This is a genomic window from Priestia sp. D3YE.R1, from assembly GCF_049199565.1.
GTDB classification, from domain to species: Bacteria; Bacillota; Bacilli; order Bacillales; family Bacillaceae_H; genus Priestia; species Priestia aryabhattai.
In genome coordinates this window covers 75,197-93,447 of record NZ_JBLTHW010000004.1, presented here as the reverse complement: position 1 = coordinate 93,447, position 18,251 = coordinate 75,197, and the positions used below count along the sequence as shown (strand labels likewise).

The window sequence follows — 18,251 nt, the reverse complement described above, 5'->3', positions numbered from 1 at the left end:
AGCCAATAGAGGAGTCTTCATTTATTTAAACAATATTGCGACGAGATAGTTTATCAATATTATCGAGCATAATACCTGTTCCAACAGCTACACAACCCATTGGATTTTCTGCAATTAGCACAGGCACCTTTAATTCTTCCGCTAACAGCTGATCCATACCGTGAAGCAGTGCTCCACCCCCAGTTAAAATAACGCCTCTGTCTATAATATCGGCAGAAAGTTCGGGAGGTGTACGCTCTAATACACTTTTCGAAGCTTGTACAATGACGCTGACAGACTCTCTAAGTGCCTCCTCTACTTCTTCAGAATAAACAGTAACCGTACGAGGTAGGCCTGAAACCATGTCTCGCCCTCGAATGTCCAATTCTTCATTACGAGCTTTAGGAAACACCGTACCAATTTTCACTTTAATTTCTTCTGCTGTACGCTCTCCAATTAAGAGCTTGTATTTTTGCTTAATATACTGCAAAATTTCGGCATCAAAACGATCACCAGCCATCTTAATAGAGGCTGCTGTTACGATATCGCCCATTGAAAGGACAGCCACATCAGTTGTACCTCCACCAATATCTACGACCATGTTTCCGCTCGGCTGAAAGATATCCATTCCAGCGCCAATAGCCGCGACTTTTGGTTCTTCTTCCAAATAAATGGTTTTTCCACCGCTCTTTTCAGCGGCTTCGCGAATTGCTTTTTGTTCAACAGAGGTAATATTCGTTGGACAACAAATTAGAATGCGAGGCTTGGATAAAAAACCTTTTACATTTAATTTGTTAATAAAGTGTTTGAGCATAGACTCTGTAATTTCGAAGTCAGCAATAACACCATCTTTTAAGGGACGAATGGCAATAATATTACCGGGCGTTCTTCCTACCATACGTCTCGCTTCTTCTCCTACTGCTAGCACTCTATTTGTATTTTTATCAATCGCCACAACAGACGGTTCATTTAACACAATTCCTTTGCCTTTAACGTGAATTAAGACGTTAGCTGTACCTAAATCGATACCAATGTCTTTTGCTAACATACCTTAAATCCTCCTTCTATTTACATATCTTTGCATGATAACCATTCTTTTTTCCTAATTTACTATTTTATCACAATTTGTATATGTATGTTGTTATTAGCAAAAATATTTATTATATACCTATTTTATCCAAAAAAATAAAATGCCCTATACTACCTCTATAAAAAAGGCAATATTGGGCATTCTTTTACTTTACAGTTTCTTCTTCCTTTTTGTACTTTAATTTTGTTGCTTCTCCTCCACGCAAATGCCGAATAGATTTATGGTAATCAAGAATTTCTTTTACTTCATTTGCTAATTCAGGATTTATTTCTGGTAGACGCTCTGTTAAATCTTTATGGACAGTACTTTTCGAAACGCCAAATTCTTTCGCAATTACACGAACTGTTTTCTTTGTTTCTACAATATACTTTCCAATCTTGATAGTTCTCTCTTTGATGTAATCGTGCACACTACTCGCCCTCCCCAAATTGGATATGAGAAGTATCCAAGGGAATGTATATATTATCCCTTTTCTAACATTCTCTTTATAGGTTTGTAACAGTTTATTAGCTTGTGTGCAGATATATGCTAGAAAAGTCAGTAAGGACAAGTGATTTCTTATATTTTTTTGAAAATTTAGTGTTTTTTATTTACTTTTTTAACATAATGCATCTCATTTTAGAAAAATTCATAAAAAAAGAAGCTCGGTTTTATCCAGCTTCTTTTCGTATTTATAGCCTTGCCTTATGCATTTGGTTTAGACGTATCTGTTGAAGGTTGTTTTGAATCTTTATCTTCTTTAGTCTTTTCATCAGATGATTTTTCGCTATCCTTTGATTCTTCAGAAGAAGAATCGTCTTTTGGTTCTGTCACTTCAGCTGCTTTGACTTCTTTGATAGAACTAACAGATTTTCCAAAATAACTGCTTGGATTAATTGCTACACCATCTTTACGAACTTCAAAGTGCACATGTGTTTTTGCTTCTTGATTATATAAGCTTTTTCCAGCTTTTGCGATCGTTTGGCCTTGTTTAACAATATCTCCTACTTCTACATCGGCTTTCTCAAGAGATTGATACTGTGTTACTAAACCATCTTTGTGATCAATTTCTACTACATAACCTAGTAAAGGATCTTTTGTTGCTTTTGTTACTGTACCGCTAGCTGCTGCTACAACATCAAATGATTTATCTCCCTTAACAGCTAAGTCAACACCTGTGTTTGGATGATACGTATTGTTGTAGAAAACTAGTGCTTCTTCTTGTTGTTTTTCAGATGCTTGATCGTCGTAGAAAGGCTTTTTCACGATAGCTGATGCTTCACTAGCAACTGGCATTTTTAAATTTTCAAGCGAGGCATTTACCTCTACAGCTTCGTCTCGATAAGCCGTACCGTCTTGGCTATAGCCGCTTTTGTCTTCTTTGCTAATATCATTTCCATTAGCTTGAAACCAAAGGACTGCTGTAAGAATAATTGCTGCACTCGCTAAATAGATAGCCGGGAACACCCAACGCTTTCTAACTAATTTTTGAACTTTCGATTTTGGAGAAGTACGTTTCTTTTCTTCCTCTCTCATATATCATCACCTCAGCAATCAGTCTGAACACAATTGAATGAATATATACACAGCGATAAAAAATTTTTTCGATTATTTTTCAACAGATGAATCTAAAATATACATTTTATTTAAAAAAAGTGAAAAACATAAAAAAAGACCCTGCTATAAGGGTCTTTAAATTAGCGTTTAGCTGTCAATTGTGCAACAAACTGATCGTTAGGGGTAATCGCAACACCTGTATAATAATGAGTAACAATATCTTTATACGTTTTTCCTTCTAGTGCCATACCATTTGCTCCGTACTGACTCATCCCAATACCATGCCCATATCCTTTTGTGTTGATGACAATATCATTACCTTTTTTTGTCCAATGAAAGTCGGCTGACGATAAACCCAATTTTTCCCGAACATCTTTTCCCGACAGTTCTTTACCGTTTATCTTTACGTAATCTACGCGCTGCCCGGGCGTTCTAGAGACGATTTCACCTACTGATCCACTGTTTGTTAATTTCACTCCAAGCCTCTGTTCAAAGCTAGCAACAGACATTACTTTCTGATTTGTAAATTCAGGAGACTTTTTATCCCATGGACTAGCTACACTTTTTAGATAAGGAATAGAATTCTTCCAATACGCTTCTGAATTTTCAGTGTAACCATTGCTGGTAGAAAAGAACGTAGCATTAATTGGCTTATTTTTATACGTAAGAATTTGACCTTGGGTGTCCTTCACTGCTTCTTGAATTTTTTTGATTTTCCAATCATAGTCTTTGTTCCATCTGCTTCTTAGCTCATCTTTATTTAAATATACTTGGTACTCTACGGTATCAGTCACATCCGCTCCTTGGGGAAGATGACTATTTCCATTCATCATAGTTTGCACAATATAGGTTCTGGCTGCCAAACTTTGAGCCTTAAGTGCTTCAAGTTCAAAAGTAGCAGGCATTTCAGCTGCTACTACCCCGACAAGATAGTCTTCGAGCGGCAGTTTTTCTACTTTTTTCGTTTCCGTACGATAAACATTGACGTCAAGAGGAGACGCTGTCACTTTTTGTAGTTTTTCGTTTTTTGGGGTCTGTTTGACATTTTCATGTAGCTTTCCATCTGTCTTTTCAGTAAAAGGAACAACGAGAAGGGTTGGGATGAGTAACACAACGAAAAAAAAGATGACTCCTAGTACGACGATTGGCTTTGCTTGTTTCATGAACGCCTAGCCTCCATATCTATTATTTTGACAAGGAAAACCTATATCCCTATATTCCATATGTATGGAGATGGACAACCTTTTATGACAGCAAACCGGCCATAAGGGTCGTCCAACGACAAAAAAAGCATCTCGCTACGAGATGCTTTTTTATGACATATTTACTTGACGTCTGAAGCCTGTTGAGTTTGTTCTACTTGCTTTGTTTCGTCATTTACACGTTCAATATCAGCGCCTAAAGCGGCTAATTTATTGTGGAAATTCACATAACCACGATCAAGGTGTTTTAATTCCGTTACACGCGTATAGCCATCTGCTACAAGTCCTGCTAATGTTAACGCTGCTGCTGCACGAAGATCTGTTGCTGCTACTTCAGCGCCTTGTAGTTGAGAAGGTCCGTTAATAATAACAGAGCGTCCTTCAATTTTAATATCAGCGTTCATGCGGCGAAACTCTTCTACGTGCATAAAGCGGTTTTCAAAAACTGTTTCTGTAATCATACTTGTGCCTTCTGCTGCTAATAATAATGCCATCATTTGAGATTGCATATCCGTAGGGAACCCTGGATGAGGCATTGTTTTAATATCTACTGATTTTAGCTTTTCAGGTCCTACAACACGTAAGCCGTCGCCTTCTTCAGTAATTTCAACACCCATTTCTTCCATTTTAGCAACAAGTGAACTGATGTGCTCTGCTACTGCACCGCGTACAAGTACGTTTCCACCTGTAATAGCTGCTGCTACCATGAATGTTCCAGCTTCGATGCGATCTGGAATAATTGCATGTTCTGCACCATATAATTTATTAACACCTTCAATACGGATCGTACCAGTTCCTGCACCGCGAACTTTAGCGCCCATTGCGTTTAAGAAGTTTGCTAAGTCGACAATCTCAGGTTCTTTTGCTACGTTTTCCATAATTGTAGTGCCTTCCGCTAATGCTGCTGCCATCATAATATTTTCTGTGGCACCTACACTTGGGAAGTCCAAATAAATTTTAGCACCTTTTAATCGGCCTTCAACTTTTGCATCAATAAAACCATTTCCTACTTGAACCTTAGCACCCATTGCTTCAAAGCCTTTAAGATGCTGATCAATCGGTCTTGATCCAATCGCACATCCACCAGGTAAAGCTACACGAGCCTCACCCATACGCGCTAATAAAGGACCCATTACAAGTACTGAAGCGCGCATTTTTCTTACATATTCAAAAGGTGCATCTGTTTTTAACTCTCTTGATGCATCTACAACTACACGATTTGTTTCAAAATCTACTTCTGCATTCAGATGTCTTAAAACTTCGCCAATCGTAAATACATCGGAGAGAGCTGGTACATCATTTAGAATTGTTTTTCCTTCACTAGCTAATAAGGTTGCAGTGATAATAGGTAAAACGGCGTTTTTTGCTCCTTCAACTTTAACTGTACCGCTTAATCTATTTCCACCGCGGACGATGATTTTTTCCAAGGTATTCCCCTCCGCGTCCATTTTCTCTATATTAATATTCAGACGTAATGATAGGTGTGCCAACAACTATGGTTGTTTGACCGCCCATTCTTGTCTTGCGTAATGCAATTTGTAAGTTCATTTCCTGCTTTTTCGTTTGAAGAGCTTCTTTCCACAGTCCAGTATATGCTGAAACAGAGGTAAATGACTCTTCCACTAGAGATTCCACTGGTTTAGCATTGAAAGCTCGTAATAGGTCTTGAATTTCAACAGACAAAACACTTTCCATCTTATCATTGATTTCCCCCGTTGCACAAGAGAAAATTATGGGTTCTGATAGGAAAATTTTTTCATAATTTGTCTGAAATACATTTTGAAAATGGGTCATATTTTTTTCTTTTAAACCTTGTCCCGTTACATGATACGATATGTACGCATTGCTGTGTTCATCGATCGCATAAGTTAACAGAATGACTTCGTTCACATCTTCACTTTTGCGTGTACCTATTGCTTTCCATAGGTCTCTTTCCCTCTTCACTTCCCATTTAAAACCTCTAAAATTACTTTTGATACTTTTAGCTTGCGAATAAAAGGTTTTTTGGTCAGTAACAGCTTTTACTTCTTCTCTTGCATACAACGATACTTCCGTTAACGAAACATGCTGCTTATTTAAGGTGTGAACAATCTTCTCAATAGTAGTTTCATTGTTTTGGGCATTGCTCACATAACTTCCATGATATACGAATAAACCAGTAATGAAAATAGCCAAAAAGACACTAATTTTTTTAAACATTTCGCCACTCCCTCTCCGTACTCATCAGTCTTTCCAGAAGGCGATGATGCATACATGAAAAGGGTCGTCATATTTAGACATAGCGACATACATTAGCGTATAAATTCGTATATCTTCAATGAATGGACGTCTATTTTATCATAGACTCATAGCTTGCCAATCATTGAAAAAATGAGGGAATGCGCTGTGACCAAAATAAATAATCCAAAAAGAAATTACTTACTGTTGATGAAATCGTAATGGTCAATAAAATAAGCATTAATTTTGCTTGAAACACATGATTAGGTTTCATCAGCTTTTCAATTTGAAAGCCTTGCAAAGCATACCAAGTAATCACAATAAAAATCAAATGTGAAATCATGGTTAGTAACGTTTGCTGCTCAATTCCTCCAAACAATAAAAGCACTCCTTTTAAACACCATATGAAAAGAAGAGACGATCATCGTCTCTTCTTTTCATATTAAAGCACACTTATGCAAATTCGTAAACGGTAACATGAAAAACATTTATTTTATTCCCTATTTTAAGATCCTTTTCCATTATTAGGAGAAATAAAGAAGATGGATACGTTTAGTTAAATGAAATATGTAATCATAGACGAATGCTATTTACTCTTCCTCTTTTATATAATAGAGCAAAAAAGCCCTCTCATTCGTTTGAGAGGGCTTTTTTTTAGAACTTACGTTGACTAATATCTAAACGATTGACTGCGCGTTTTAAGGCAATTTCAGCACGCTTAACATCAACGTCGTCTTGTTTGCTATCAAGGCGCATTTCAGCGCGCTTTCTCGCTTCTTCTGCACGAGCTACGTCAATCTCTTCAGCTGTTTCAGCAGCCTGTGCAAGAATTGTTACTTTGTCAGGTCTTACTTCAAGAAATCCTCCGCTAACAGCCACAAGTTCTGTACTGCTTGCTTTCTTCAAGCGGACGGCTCCAATTTGTAAAGGAGCAACCATCGGAATATGGCCATGTAAAATACCAAGCTCACCGCTCTGTGCTCGGGTACTTACCATTTCCACTTCTGATTCGTAAACTGGGCCATCAGGAGTCACTACACTGACATGGATTGTCTTCATTTAAAAAACCTCCTATGTCCCTTAAATTAAACTTCTACTCCCATACGTTTCGCATTTTCAATAACTTCTTCAATGCGACCAACTAAACGGAATGCATCTTCAGGTAAATGATCGTATTTACCTTCTAAGATCTCTTTAAATCCTTTAACAGTTTCTTTTACAGGAACATAAGAACCTTTTTGACCTGTAAATTGTTCTGCTACGTGGAAGTTTTGAGACAAGAAGAATTGAACGCGACGAGCACGTTGTACAACAAGTTTATCTTCATCAGATAACTCATCCATACCTAGGATTGCAATGATATCTTGTAACTCTTTATAACGCTGTAACGTTTGTTGAACTTGACGCGCAATTGCATAATGCTCTTCTCCAACAATTTCAGGAGATAAAGCACGAGATGTAGATGCTAATGGATCTACCGCAGGGTAAATACCCATCTCTGATAATTTACGCTCTAAGTTTGTTGTTGCATCTAAGTGAGCAAATGTTGTCGCTGGAGCTGGATCCGTATAGTCATCGGCTGGTACGTAAATCGCTTGAATCGATGTTACAGAACCTACGCTTGTTGACGTGATACGCTCTTGAAGCTGACCCATTTCCGTCGCTAATGTTGGCTGATAACCTACTGCTGATGGCATACGGCCAAGTAATGCCGATACTTCTGAACCCGCTTGTGTGAAACGGAAGATATTATCGATAAAGAATAATACGTCTTGACCTTGTTCGTCACGGAAATATTCTGCCATTGTTAATCCTGTTAATGCAACACGCTGACGTGCACCAGGCGGCTCATTCATTTGTCCAAATACCATAGCCGTCTTCTTAATAACACCAGAATCTGTCATTTCATGGTATAAGTCATTACCTTCACGTGTACGCTCACCTACACCAGCGAATACCGAAATACCGCCGTGCTCTTGAGCAATGTTATTGATTAACTCTTGAATTAATACTGTTTTACCTACACCGGCACCACCGAATAGACCGATTTTTCCACCTTTAATGTAAGGAGCTAATAAGTCTACTACTTTAATACCTGTTTCAAGAATTTCAGCTTGTGTAGATAGATTTTCGAACTTTGGTGCTTGACGGTGGATCGGATCACGACGTGCACCTGCATCGATTGGGGCGTCTAAGTCGATTTTTTCACCTAATACGTTAAATACACGACCTAACGTAACGTCACCAACTGGTACTGAGATTGCTGCACCTGTATCTTCTACTTCTAATCCACGAACTAAGCCGTCAGTGGATGACATTGCTACTGTACGAACTGTGTTATCACCTAAGTGAATCGCAACTTCTAATGTTAATTCGATTGCAACTTCACTTGCACTGCTCGGTTTATGTGAAATTTTAAGGGCGTTATAAATTGCCGGAAGGTGTCCGTTGTCAAACTTTACGTCTACAACTGGACCCATGATTTGAGTAACGCGTCCTTTTGTCATCGTGTTCCCTCCTAACTTGCTTTTCCATTAAACTTTCTATTCTAACGCTGCCGCTCCGCCAACAATTTCCGTAATTTCCTGGGTAATTGCCGCTTGACGTGCACGGTTATATGACAATGTAAGATTATTGATAAGATCTTTTGCGTTGTCTGTTGCACTTTTCATCGCTGTCATACGAGCAGCATGCTCACTTGCTTTTCCATCAAGCAGGCCACCGTAAATTAAACTCTCTGCATACTGAGGAAGTAGTACTTCTAAAATCTCTTCTTGTGATGGTTCAAATTCATAACCAACAAGTTTACCAGAAGGTTGAAGATCTGTTAGAGGCAATAGCTTCTTCTCCGTCACTTCTTGTGAAATCGTATTGATAAAGTGATTGTAGTATAAGTAAAGTTCATCAAATGTACCGTCCGCAAACATTTGAACTGTTTGTGAAGCAATCCCTTGAATGTCAGCAAAAGCTGGCTGATCTGCTAAGCCTGTGATTTCAAGCAAAACCGGAATACCGCGTTTTACGAAGAAATCTCTCCCTACTCGTCCAATTGCAATCACACCGTATTCATCAGGTGATTGATGGCGTTCTTCAATAGCTTGAGATACTTTTCGCAAAATATTACTGTTATATGCTCCTGCTAGACCGCGATCTGAAGTGATTACGATATAACCAGTTTTCTTCACGCTGCGTGCAGTTAACATTGGATGTGAAGCGCCTCTGCTGCCTAGGGCTACGCTTGAGACTACCTCTTGAATTTTTTCCATATATGGAACAAACGATTTTGCATTTTGTTCCGCTCTATTCAGCTTTGCAGCTGAAACCATTTCCATTGCTTTCGTAATCTGGCTCGTTTTTTTCGTCGATGTGATTCGAGTTTGTATATCACGTAATGATGCCAAAGGTTTCACCACCTTGTTTTAGAAGATCACGTGGTATGAAAGGTGAACATTTGTTCACCTTCACCTTATTGAAAGATTGTCTTAACATACCATGCTGACAATATATTATTCAGATGCAATAAATGTTTTCTTGAATTCTTCAAGTGCTGATTCGAATACGCCAGCTTCAGGAAGGCCGCCAGTTGCACGGATTGATTCAAGTACTTCTTTACGGTTTGATTCTAACCATGTTAAGTACTCGTCTTCAAAGCGTGTAATATCTGATACTGGAACATCATCTAAGAAGCCTTTTGTTAATGCGTAAAGCACAGCTACTTGTTTTTCTACACGAAGCGGTTTGTGTAAACCTTGTTTTAAGATTTCAACTGTACGCGCTCCTCGATTTAATTTTGCTTGAGTTGCTTGGTCAAGATCAGAACCGAACTGAGCAAACGATTCAAGCTCACGATAAGATGCAAGGTCTAGACGCAGTGTACCTGCTACCTTTTTCATCGCTTTAATTTGTGCAGATCCCCCTACACGTGATACAGAAAGACCAGCATTAATCGCAGGACGTACGCCTGAGAAGAATAGATCTGACTGTAAGAAAATTTGTCCGTCTGTAATCGAAATTACGTTCGTTGGGATATAAGCAGATACGTCTCCTGCTTGCGTTTCAATAAATGGAAGAGCTGTTAATGAACCTCCGCCTTTTGCGTCCGATAACTTTGCCGCACGCTCTAATAAACGAGAGTGCAGATAGAATACATCCCCTGGATACGCTTCACGACCTGGAGGACGGCGTAATAGTAATGAAAGTTCACGATAAGCTGATGCTTGTTTTGTTAAATCATCGTAAATAACAAGTACGTGCTTACCGTTATACATAAACTCTTCACCCATTGTTACTCCAGCGTATGGTGCTAAGAATAATAGTGGAGCTGGTTGTGAAGCTGATGCTGTTACAACGATTGTGTAATCTAGAGCACCGTGTTTACGTAATGTCTCTACTACGTTACGAACTGTTGATTCTTTTTGGCCAATCGCTACATAGATACATACCATATCTTGATCTTTTTGGTTTAAGATTGTATCGATTGCTACCGATGTTTTACCCGTTTGACGGTCACCGATAATTAACTCACGCTGTCCACGACCGATCGGCACAAGTGCGTCAATCGCCTTGATACCTGTTTGAAGCGGCTCATGTACTGATTTACGATCCATAACGCCAGGTGCAGCACCTTCAATTGGACGTGTTTTTGTTGTTTCTACTGGGCCTAAGCCGTCTACTGGCTGACCTAATGAGTTAACAACACGACCGATTAACTGCTCTCCTACTGGAACTTCCATGATGCGTCCTGTACGGCGAACTTCGTCACCTTCACGAATTTCCGTATATGGTCCTAAAATAATGATACCTACATTGTTTTCTTCTAAGTTTTGTGCCATTCCCATGACACCATTTGAAAATTCAACCAGTTCTCCAGCCATGACATTGTCGAGGCCATGAGCACGTGCGATACCATCCCCAACTTGGATAACAGTACCTACATCACTCACTTTAATCTCAGACTGATAGTTTTCAATTTGCTGCTTGATCAGCGCACTAATTTCTTCAGCTTTGATGCTCATGAATTTCACCCCTATCTACGATCTGTGTGCAAGAAGTCCTCGGTGGATCGTTTCTAATTTGCTGCTAATGCTGCCATCATAGATACGATTACCAATGCGAAGCTTCACGCCGCCGATTAGGCTTTTATCTACTACATTTGAAATATTTAACGTATGTTTTCCAACTTTTGAAGCAAATGATTGCGAGATTGCTCTTTTCTCATCTGCGCTTAAAGGTTTGAAAGAATAAACAGTTGCATCTGCCACGCCACGTACTTCGTTCGCTAGGAAACGATACTCTTGTACCATTTGGCTAACAATTTGAATGCGGTGACGCTCTAATAATAGAAGAACCGTATGTTGAACAGTTGGTGAAAGTTCAGCAAATGCCTCACTTACAAACTGTTTTTTTCGCTCAATTGTAATTTTTGGATGAGTTAATACATCCATTAATTCAGGTGTTTTAGCAAACACCTCTTCAACGATTTGTAGCTGGTCTTGCATTTCATCGATCATCTGTTTTTCTGTTGCTAATTGAAAAAGAGCTAGTGCATAGCGCTTGGCTACAGCTGGTTGACTCATCGTACATCCCCTACTTCTTGGATATATTCATGAATTAACTTCTCTTGATCTTGTTCAGAAAGTTCTTTTTCAATAACTTTCGACGCAATTAAAACAGATAATGAAGCAACTTGCTCACGTAACGCAGCAACTGCTTGATCTTTTTGCTGTTCGATTTCTTGTTTTGCTGCAGCTTTTAGACGCTCAGACTCTTCGCGTGCTGCCGCAATGATTTCTTCTTTTTTATCTTCTGCAGACTTTCTAGCGTTTTCCATCATTACTTGCACTTCTTGACGAGATTGCTTTAAGATTTCACGCTGCTCTTCAACAAGCTTCTTCGCTTCCTCATTTTGCTTTTCTGCTTCATCAATCTCACCGGCAATATGCTCTTCACGTTTTTTCATGATTCCCATTACAGGACCAAACGCGAATTTTTGAAGTAACGCAAGTAGGATAAGGAACATCACTAATTGGAAAAGAATATCTCCACCATTAATGCCTGCTGCTCCTAACACAAACATGTTCGACACGGCCATGTTCACTCCCTTCAGAGACTCCACATATATAATTTACTTCTTAAAGACATAAAGTAATGGCGAAGGTTCTTTTGAATGATCTTCGCCACATGTAACACATTATTATTTACCTTGTACCATGAATGCAATAACTACGGCGATAATTGGAAGCGCCTCAACTAAGGCAACCCCAACGAACATCATTGAAGTTAATGTACCACGTGCTTCTGGTTGGCGAGCTGTGCCTTCAATCGTCTTAGAAACGATAAGACCGTTACCAATACCAGCACCTAGTGCCGCTAAACCAATCGCAATTGCAGATGCTATTAAACCCATTTTATAAAGTCCTCCCTTAATATATATGATTTTGTTTAACTAAGTTTTGTTTTGTCCAAATTGGGTATTACTTGAACAAAGCTTTATAAATTAATGGTCGCTACTCACTTTGTGAGATAAATAAACCATCGTTAACATTGTGAAAATGAAGGCCTGAATTGCGCCTACAAAAATACTGAATCCTTGCCATAAAAGCATTGGGATAGCAGCTCCAATTGTACCTAGGAAGCCTGTTGTTGCTAAACCAGCTAGCAAGCTTAACAAAATTTCCCCAGCATAAATATTACCGTAAAGACGAAGGCCAAGCGTTAACGTATTGGCAAACTCCTCGATAATCTTAAGCGGGAATAAAAATGCCATTGGCTTGAAGTAATCTTTCGTGTATGCAGAGAAACCTCGCATTTTAATACCATAATAATGTGATAGTACAACTACCATAACGGCTAACGTCAGCGTAATTGCTGGATCAGCGGTTGGCGATTTCCACCATAAGTTATGGTCAATCACGATGGCAAATGGAAGACCCAACATATTTGACACAAAAATGTACATAAGTAAAGTTACACCTAGCGTCAAAAAGCGGCCACCTGTTTTCCAATCCATATTGCTATTAACGAGTCCTTTAACAAAATCTAAGACCCATTCAATAAAGTTTTGTGCACCGCTTGGCTTCATAGCAAGAGTACGAGTACATAAAACTGCAATTAAGAATACAATAACAGAAGCTACGGTAACCATAAGCAAGTTACTTTGACTAAAAGTAAGGCCTAGAAACTCTATAGTTGGTGATTCATGACCCAACTGTGTTCACCTCTCTTTCTATCTTCTACGCATATTTTGAACAACTAAATCTATGATAATGACAACATAATACGTCATTAATCCCACAACTACACTAATAATATGAAAGGTTTTTGGATAAGAGATGGTAATCACAACTGCGAGAGCAGCTGTTGCAAATCTTACAACAGTCCCAATTGAACGAGGCTTTTTCCCCTCATCCAACGCCTGTCCAAACTGCTCAAACTTTCTTACTAAGTTCCACAAATTATACAAACTCAGGGCGGTTCCTAAAATTAAACCTGCAAAAACAGCCTTATAACTTGTAAATCCCCAGCCGAGAACGTATAATGCTAACAAATACAATATGTATGAACGAAGTCTTGGAAAAACGTGCTGCAAATCCTGCATGAATTATTAATCTCCTGAAAAAAAATGGTGGACTGTTCGCAGCATCATAAAAACACCTGCTGCTAGCCCTGAAAGAAGGCCTAAAATCAAAAATAGTGGTTCGGTGTCAAGCCATTGATCAGCCCATCTTCCAGAGAATAAGCCAATTAAGACTGAACCTGCTAACTGTGATAGAATGATTGACACTAATGCCATCGCTTGCAAAGGATGACGGTTGCGATCTTTCATAAACTCATACCCCTTTTGCAAAATTTTCTTTTTTCCGAATTCTCTATCGTTTTCATAGCTCAATATATGATAGGAAGGCAAAAAAAATTGCTAAAAAAGGTAAAAACAGCTAATAAAATGCGCAGAAATATCAACGGTTTTCACAGGTTGAAAACCTTATCATTTATATTCCCTGTAAGCATACAATAGCGTATATTTAATGTCAATGTGTTTAAGCTAAAAACTTCACAATCTCTTCTTATTGTTCACATTTCTGCCACACATAAAACCTCTTTAAATGAAAACATTTAAAGAGGTTCATTCAATCGTTATTGTACTGTGTACAACCTGCTCTTGTCTATGCTTTTTCACAAATGCAAATATTTGGTACACTCCCGGTACAAGCGATTCATCAATCGTTATTTTTCGCTTTCTCATGCCTCTTTCTACATCCACGTCAACATCTAAATACGATACAAACTGTAAAGACTGCTTATCAAAAAGAGCGACGCCTAACTGATCTGCTCCTTCAGGCAAAAACAGTTCATAGCTATACGTATTTTTCTCTTTTTCCGCTGCTACTTGCAATCCCATGACACGAGGATAATCTGGAATGCTAATCATGTACATATAAGGAAGCGAAAATGTTTCACGTGAATCATTTATTTCCAAATATCCGTCATATATACCTTTATTTTTAAAACGGGGCTGCACCGATAAAGTGACAGCTATCTCTTTTGTCTGATGGGGTAGCACCGTGACGGGTAATGGAACATCCCAGTTCACTCCTTCATCCCTTTTCGGAACGTTTAAACGGTACGTTTTTGCTTTATCAGACTGGTTATCAATTTTAAAAGATAAAACTTTCTTTGATGGACGCGTAAAAATACCAAAAGATAAAGAAGATGGATAAAATAAAGATTCTGCTGTGACGGCTTTTGCTATTTGAATTCTTCCCGCTCCTTGTTCATATACGCGATACGTTTGACCGTTTAGCTGCTGCATTACTTTACTGGTGTTCATCAATGAAGCTTTGACTTGTTCAGGAGACCATTTAGGGTGAGCTTGTAAAATCAGCGCACATGCTCCAGCTACATGGGGCGCAGCCATACTTGTGCCATGCATGCGTTCATACCCTCCAGGAACTGTACTATTAATGAAGTAACCTGGTGCGACGACGTCTGGTTTGATTCCCCAAGTAGTCGTTACAGGCCCTCTTGAACTGAAAGATGTGAGCAAGTCTTGCACCACTTGCTGGCCAGTGCGTAAGTACGGTTGTTGAGACTCTATATATTGACTAATGGTATCACCGCTTTTTTTACTTACCCATATCACTGGAATATTTACTGACTCTTTTAGTTTACCGATTATACTTCTTTCGGTCGGACTATATAAAATAACGGCTTTTGCTCCCGCCTGTTCAGCTTGTTTAATCTTTTTTTCAACCGCATTTCCCTCTGTTTTTAGCAAAATGACGTTACCTAACGCATGCTTTTGCTCTTTAGAGTATTGTTCATTTATTACACGCAGCGTTTGATTAAACGTCCATGGGCGCGACCCTTCTACCGGCGCCATCATAATTTTTTCTTTATTAAATCCGATTGTTAGAAATTGAACTGTTGTCGGGGAAACAGAAGCGCCAACCGAAATAGCTTTTCCCGCTGTACCTGGAGAACCCACGGTCCATAAACCTGGACCTGAATTGCCGCTAGATGTAACCGTTACAATTCCTTTTTCAACAGCTCGATCTAACGCTAAGCTTGTTGGTAAATCGGGGCCATTCACATCATTTCCTAATGATAAATTAATAATATCTACATCATCTTGAATTGCTTTTTCGATAGCTAGAATAACACTTTCAGACGTTCCAGCTCCCCCAGGTCCAAGAGCTCGGTATGCGTAGATTTCCGCTTGGGGTGCTACGCCTTTAATATTCCCATTCGCTGCAATAATACCAGCTACATGAGTACCGTGCAGAGTCGGTTCTCCTTGCTCACGAGTGGTTTCCATCGGTTCATAATCTTCATCTATTACATCGTACCCTCCTCTGTAGGTTTGTTTTAAATCAGGGTGAGAATAATCAACCCCCGTATCGATAACGCCTACTTTGATCCCTTTTCCTGTTAAGCGCTGATTATGAGTATCAAATAAGCCTCTTACCTGTTCTGAACCAATGAACGTTACGCTATTTTCTTCTGTAACCTGATAGTTTTTAATAGAATGTGAACTAATAATAGATGGATTCCCGGATATTTTTTTCAAATCCGAGATGGAGCCGTTTAATGAAAGTCCTGTAAATACCGTGTGAAATTCGCTCTTAATCTTTATATTAGGATAATTTTTTTGTAGCTGACTTTTAAATTTCGTGAATTTTTCTTTTTCAATCATCACAATGATTGATTTTTTCTGATGATTCATTTCTTGTTTTATAGAAGGAAATATTGGATTGAGCGACATTTGCCCTCCCCCACTTCCCAATATAAAGCTAATCATTAACCATTTAATCCACATAAAAAAACACCTCTCACACTATCGTGTCTCAAAGAGACACTTTTCATGTGAAAGGTGTTTAGAAATCTTACGAAAGCGGATTAAAAGCTTTCGGTTTGTTTTCACGGCGGTTGAAATAGTAGCTAATAGCATCACAAATGCGTTTAGAAGCTAAACCGTCTCCGTAAGGATTCGATGCTTGTGACATTTGCTTATATACGTCTTCATCTATTAACAGCTCTTTTGCTAGCGTATAAATCGTTTCTTCTTCCGTGCCTGCTAGTTTGAGCGTTCCTGCTTCAATTCCTTCCGGTCGCTCTGTTGTATCGCGAAGTACCAATACAGGTACGCCTAATGAAGGCGCTTCTTCTTGAACACCGCCCGAATCTGTCAAAATAATATGAGCGCGCTCAGCGAAGTTATGGAAGTCAATTACATCTAACGGTTCAATTAAATGAATGCGCGGGTCATTTCCTAAGATGTCATTTGCTGTTTCTCTAACTACTGGATTCAAATGAACAGGATACACAACTTGCACATTTTCATGTTCATCCACAATACGTTTAACAGCACGGAACATATTTTTCATTGGTTCGCCTAAATTTTCGCGGCGATGTGCCGTTAACAAAATAAGACGATCATCTCCCAATTTCGTTAACACTTCATGCTCATATGTCTCTTTTACTGTTGTTTTCAACGCATCGATAGCTGTGTTACCAGTGACAAAGATTCGCTCTTCTTTTTTGTTTTCCGCTTGCAAATTAGCTGCAGACTTATCTGTTGGAGCAAAGTGCAAATCAGCGAGAACACCTGTAAGCTGACGGTTCATTTCTTCCGGATATGGAGAATATTTATTCCATGTGCGCAAACCTGCTTCAACATGCCCGACCTGAATTTGATTATAAAAAGCTGCTAGCCCAGCAATAAACGTCGTAGTTGTATCACCGTGTACAAGTACGATGTCCGGCTTTACTTTTTTCATTACGTCGTCCAAGCCTTCTAATCCTCTAGTCGTTACGTCCATAAGAGTTTGGCGATCCTTCATAATGTTCAGGTCATAGTCAGGCTGAATGTCAAAGATGCTCAATACTTGGTCTAACATTTCACGGTGCTGAGCCGTTACTGTAACAATTGCTTGGAACTCTTCTGGTCGCTTTTTAAGCTCTAATACTAGAGGAGCCATTTTAATTGCTTCTGGTCTTGTCCCGAATATCGTCATTACTTTAATTGGCTGCTTCATGTTCATCACCCAAATCTACAAATTATTTTGTACCGAATAAACGATCCCCTGCATCACCTAAACCTGGAACAATATATCCATGGTCATTTAATTTTTCATCTAATGCTGCAATGTAAATATCTACGTCAGGGTGTGCTTCTTTTACAATTTCCACGCCTTCAGGAGCAGCAATTAAACACATAAATTTAATGTTTTTAGCGCCTCTTTTTTTCAGAGAGTTGATTGCTTCTACAGCTGACCCTCCTGTTGCAAGCATAGGATCTACTACAATAAAGTCACGCTCTTCTACATCATTAGGTAGCTTTACATAATATTCAACAGGCTGTAATGTTTCTGGATCACGATATAAGCCAACGTGTCCAACTTTAGCAGCTGGCATTAGTTTTAAAAATCCATCTACCATGCCGATACCAGCACGAAGAATTGGAACGATACCAAGCTTTTTCCCTGCAATAACTTTTGACTTTGTTTTGCAAACCGGTGTTTCAATTTCAACATCTTCTAGCGGTAAATCACGTGTCGCTTCAAAAGCCATTAAGCTTGCCACTTCATCAACTAATTCACGAAACTCTTTCGTTCCCGTTTTTACATCGCGTATGTAAGTTAATTTGTGTTGAATAAGCGGGTGATCAAATACGTATACTTTGCCCATTGATATCTCTCCTTATATATAAAGATGTACACATTAAAATA

At 38.9% G+C, this 18,251-nt stretch carries 20 protein-coding genes; all 20 read right to left on the bottom strand.

Annotation, left to right across the window (positions count from 1 at the left end):
• Window positions 1-25: 25 nt before the first annotated feature.
• The 20 genes from ACOZIR_RS22145 to upp all read right to left on the bottom strand — a co-directional run bounded on the left by ACOZIR_RS22145 (window position 26) and on the right by upp (window position 18,210).
• The gene (locus ACOZIR_RS22145; protein ID WP_045293779.1) at window positions 26-1,027 is read right to left on the bottom strand and encodes a rod shape-determining protein; all 1,002 of its coding nucleotides are present in this window, start codon (window positions 1,025-1,027) and stop codon (window positions 26-28) included.
• 187 nt (window positions 1,028-1,214) lie between these two features.
• Window positions 1,215-1,478 (bottom strand): sporulation transcriptional regulator SpoIIID, encoded by a 264-nt coding sequence (spoIIID, locus tag ACOZIR_RS22140; RefSeq protein WP_013059792.1) that lies wholly within the window; start codon window positions 1,476-1,478, stop codon window positions 1,215-1,217.
• Window positions 1,479-1,753: 275 nt separating this feature from the next.
• Window positions 1,754-2,584 carry a M23 family metallopeptidase gene (locus ACOZIR_RS22135; RefSeq protein ID WP_045293780.1) on the bottom strand — a complete coding sequence of 277 codons (831 nt, stop codon included), beginning with the start codon at window positions 2,582-2,584 and terminating at the stop codon, window positions 1,754-1,756.
• Window positions 2,585-2,745: 161 nt separating this feature from the next.
• A complete protein-coding gene (spoIID, locus tag ACOZIR_RS22130) occupies window positions 2,746-3,768 on the bottom strand; it encodes a stage II sporulation protein D (RefSeq protein ID WP_045293781.1) in 1,023 nt (340 codons plus the stop codon).
• Window positions 3,769-3,929: 161 nt separating this feature from the next.
• Window positions 3,930-5,234: a UDP-N-acetylglucosamine 1-carboxyvinyltransferase gene (murA, locus tag ACOZIR_RS22125; protein ID WP_028411990.1), complete on the bottom strand. Its 1,305-nt coding sequence runs from the start codon at window positions 5,232-5,234 to the stop codon at window positions 3,930-3,932.
• 31 nt (window positions 5,235-5,265) lie between these two features.
• Window positions 5,266-6,006, bottom strand: coding sequence for a YwmB family TATA-box binding protein (locus ACOZIR_RS22120; protein WP_013059796.1), 741 nt, complete (start codon window positions 6,004-6,006; stop codon window positions 5,266-5,268).
• Between the two features lie 160 nt (window positions 6,007-6,166).
• A complete protein-coding gene (locus tag ACOZIR_RS22115; protein WP_013059797.1) occupies window positions 6,167-6,403 on the bottom strand; it encodes a DUF1146 family protein in 237 nt (78 codons plus the stop codon).
• A gap of 275 nt (window positions 6,404-6,678) precedes the next feature.
• On the bottom strand, window positions 6,679-7,083 hold the full coding sequence (locus ACOZIR_RS22110; RefSeq protein ID WP_045293782.1) for a F0F1 ATP synthase subunit epsilon: 405 nt from the start codon (window positions 7,081-7,083) through the stop codon (window positions 6,679-6,681).
• A 26-nt stretch (window positions 7,084-7,109) separates the two neighbouring features.
• A complete protein-coding gene (atpD, locus tag ACOZIR_RS22105) occupies window positions 7,110-8,531 on the bottom strand; it encodes a F0F1 ATP synthase subunit beta (RefSeq protein WP_013059799.1) in 1,422 nt (473 codons plus the stop codon).
• 36 nt (window positions 8,532-8,567) lie between these two features.
• Window positions 8,568-9,425 carry a F0F1 ATP synthase subunit gamma gene (locus ACOZIR_RS22100; RefSeq protein ID WP_013059800.1) on the bottom strand — a complete coding sequence of 286 codons (858 nt, stop codon included), beginning with the start codon at window positions 9,423-9,425 and terminating at the stop codon, window positions 8,568-8,570.
• A gap of 105 nt (window positions 9,426-9,530) precedes the next feature.
• Window positions 9,531-11,039 carry a F0F1 ATP synthase subunit alpha gene (gene atpA, locus ACOZIR_RS22095; RefSeq protein ID WP_045293783.1) on the bottom strand — a complete coding sequence of 503 codons (1,509 nt, stop codon included), beginning with the start codon at window positions 11,037-11,039 and terminating at the stop codon, window positions 9,531-9,533.
• Window positions 11,040-11,054: 15 nt separating this feature from the next.
• Window positions 11,055-11,600, bottom strand: a complete 546-nt coding sequence (locus ACOZIR_RS22090; protein ID WP_340141665.1) for a F0F1 ATP synthase subunit delta — start codon at window positions 11,598-11,600, stop codon at window positions 11,055-11,057.
• Window positions 11,597-12,115, bottom strand: a complete 519-nt coding sequence (locus tag ACOZIR_RS22085) for a F0F1 ATP synthase subunit B (RefSeq protein ID WP_013085463.1) — start codon at window positions 12,113-12,115, stop codon at window positions 11,597-11,599. Before ACOZIR_RS22085 ends, ACOZIR_RS22090 begins: the two co-directional genes overlap by 4 nt.
• 102 nt (window positions 12,116-12,217) lie before the next feature.
• Window positions 12,218-12,430 (bottom strand): F0F1 ATP synthase subunit C, encoded by a 213-nt coding sequence (atpE, locus tag ACOZIR_RS22080; protein WP_013059804.1) that lies wholly within the window; start codon window positions 12,428-12,430, stop codon window positions 12,218-12,220.
• 90 nt (window positions 12,431-12,520) lie between these two features.
• Complete coding sequence (atpB, locus tag ACOZIR_RS22075; RefSeq protein ID WP_013059805.1) at window positions 12,521-13,231, bottom strand: F0F1 ATP synthase subunit A; 711 nt, start codon at window positions 13,229-13,231, stop codon at window positions 12,521-12,523.
• A gap of 18 nt (window positions 13,232-13,249) precedes the next feature.
• Window positions 13,250-13,621, bottom strand: coding sequence for an ATP synthase subunit I (locus tag ACOZIR_RS22070; protein ID WP_013059806.1), 372 nt, complete (start codon window positions 13,619-13,621; stop codon window positions 13,250-13,252).
• A 6-nt stretch (window positions 13,622-13,627) separates the two neighbouring features.
• Window positions 13,628-13,849, bottom strand: coding sequence for an AtpZ/AtpI family protein (locus ACOZIR_RS22065; protein ID WP_013085464.1), 222 nt, complete (start codon window positions 13,847-13,849; stop codon window positions 13,628-13,630).
• Between the two features lie 297 nt (window positions 13,850-14,146).
• Window positions 14,147-16,339, bottom strand: a complete 2,193-nt coding sequence (locus tag ACOZIR_RS22060; RefSeq protein ID WP_045293784.1) for a S8 family serine peptidase — start codon at window positions 16,337-16,339, stop codon at window positions 14,147-14,149.
• Window positions 16,340-16,406: 67 nt separating this feature from the next.
• The gene (gene wecB, locus ACOZIR_RS22055; RefSeq protein ID WP_340141664.1) at window positions 16,407-17,558 is read right to left on the bottom strand and encodes a non-hydrolyzing UDP-N-acetylglucosamine 2-epimerase; all 1,152 of its coding nucleotides are present in this window, start codon (window positions 17,556-17,558) and stop codon (window positions 16,407-16,409) included.
• 22 nt (window positions 17,559-17,580) lie between these two features.
• Window positions 17,581-18,210: a uracil phosphoribosyltransferase gene (gene upp / locus ACOZIR_RS22050; protein WP_013059810.1), complete on the bottom strand. Its 630-nt coding sequence runs from the start codon at window positions 18,208-18,210 to the stop codon at window positions 17,581-17,583.
• Window positions 18,211-18,251 lie beyond the last annotated feature (41 nt).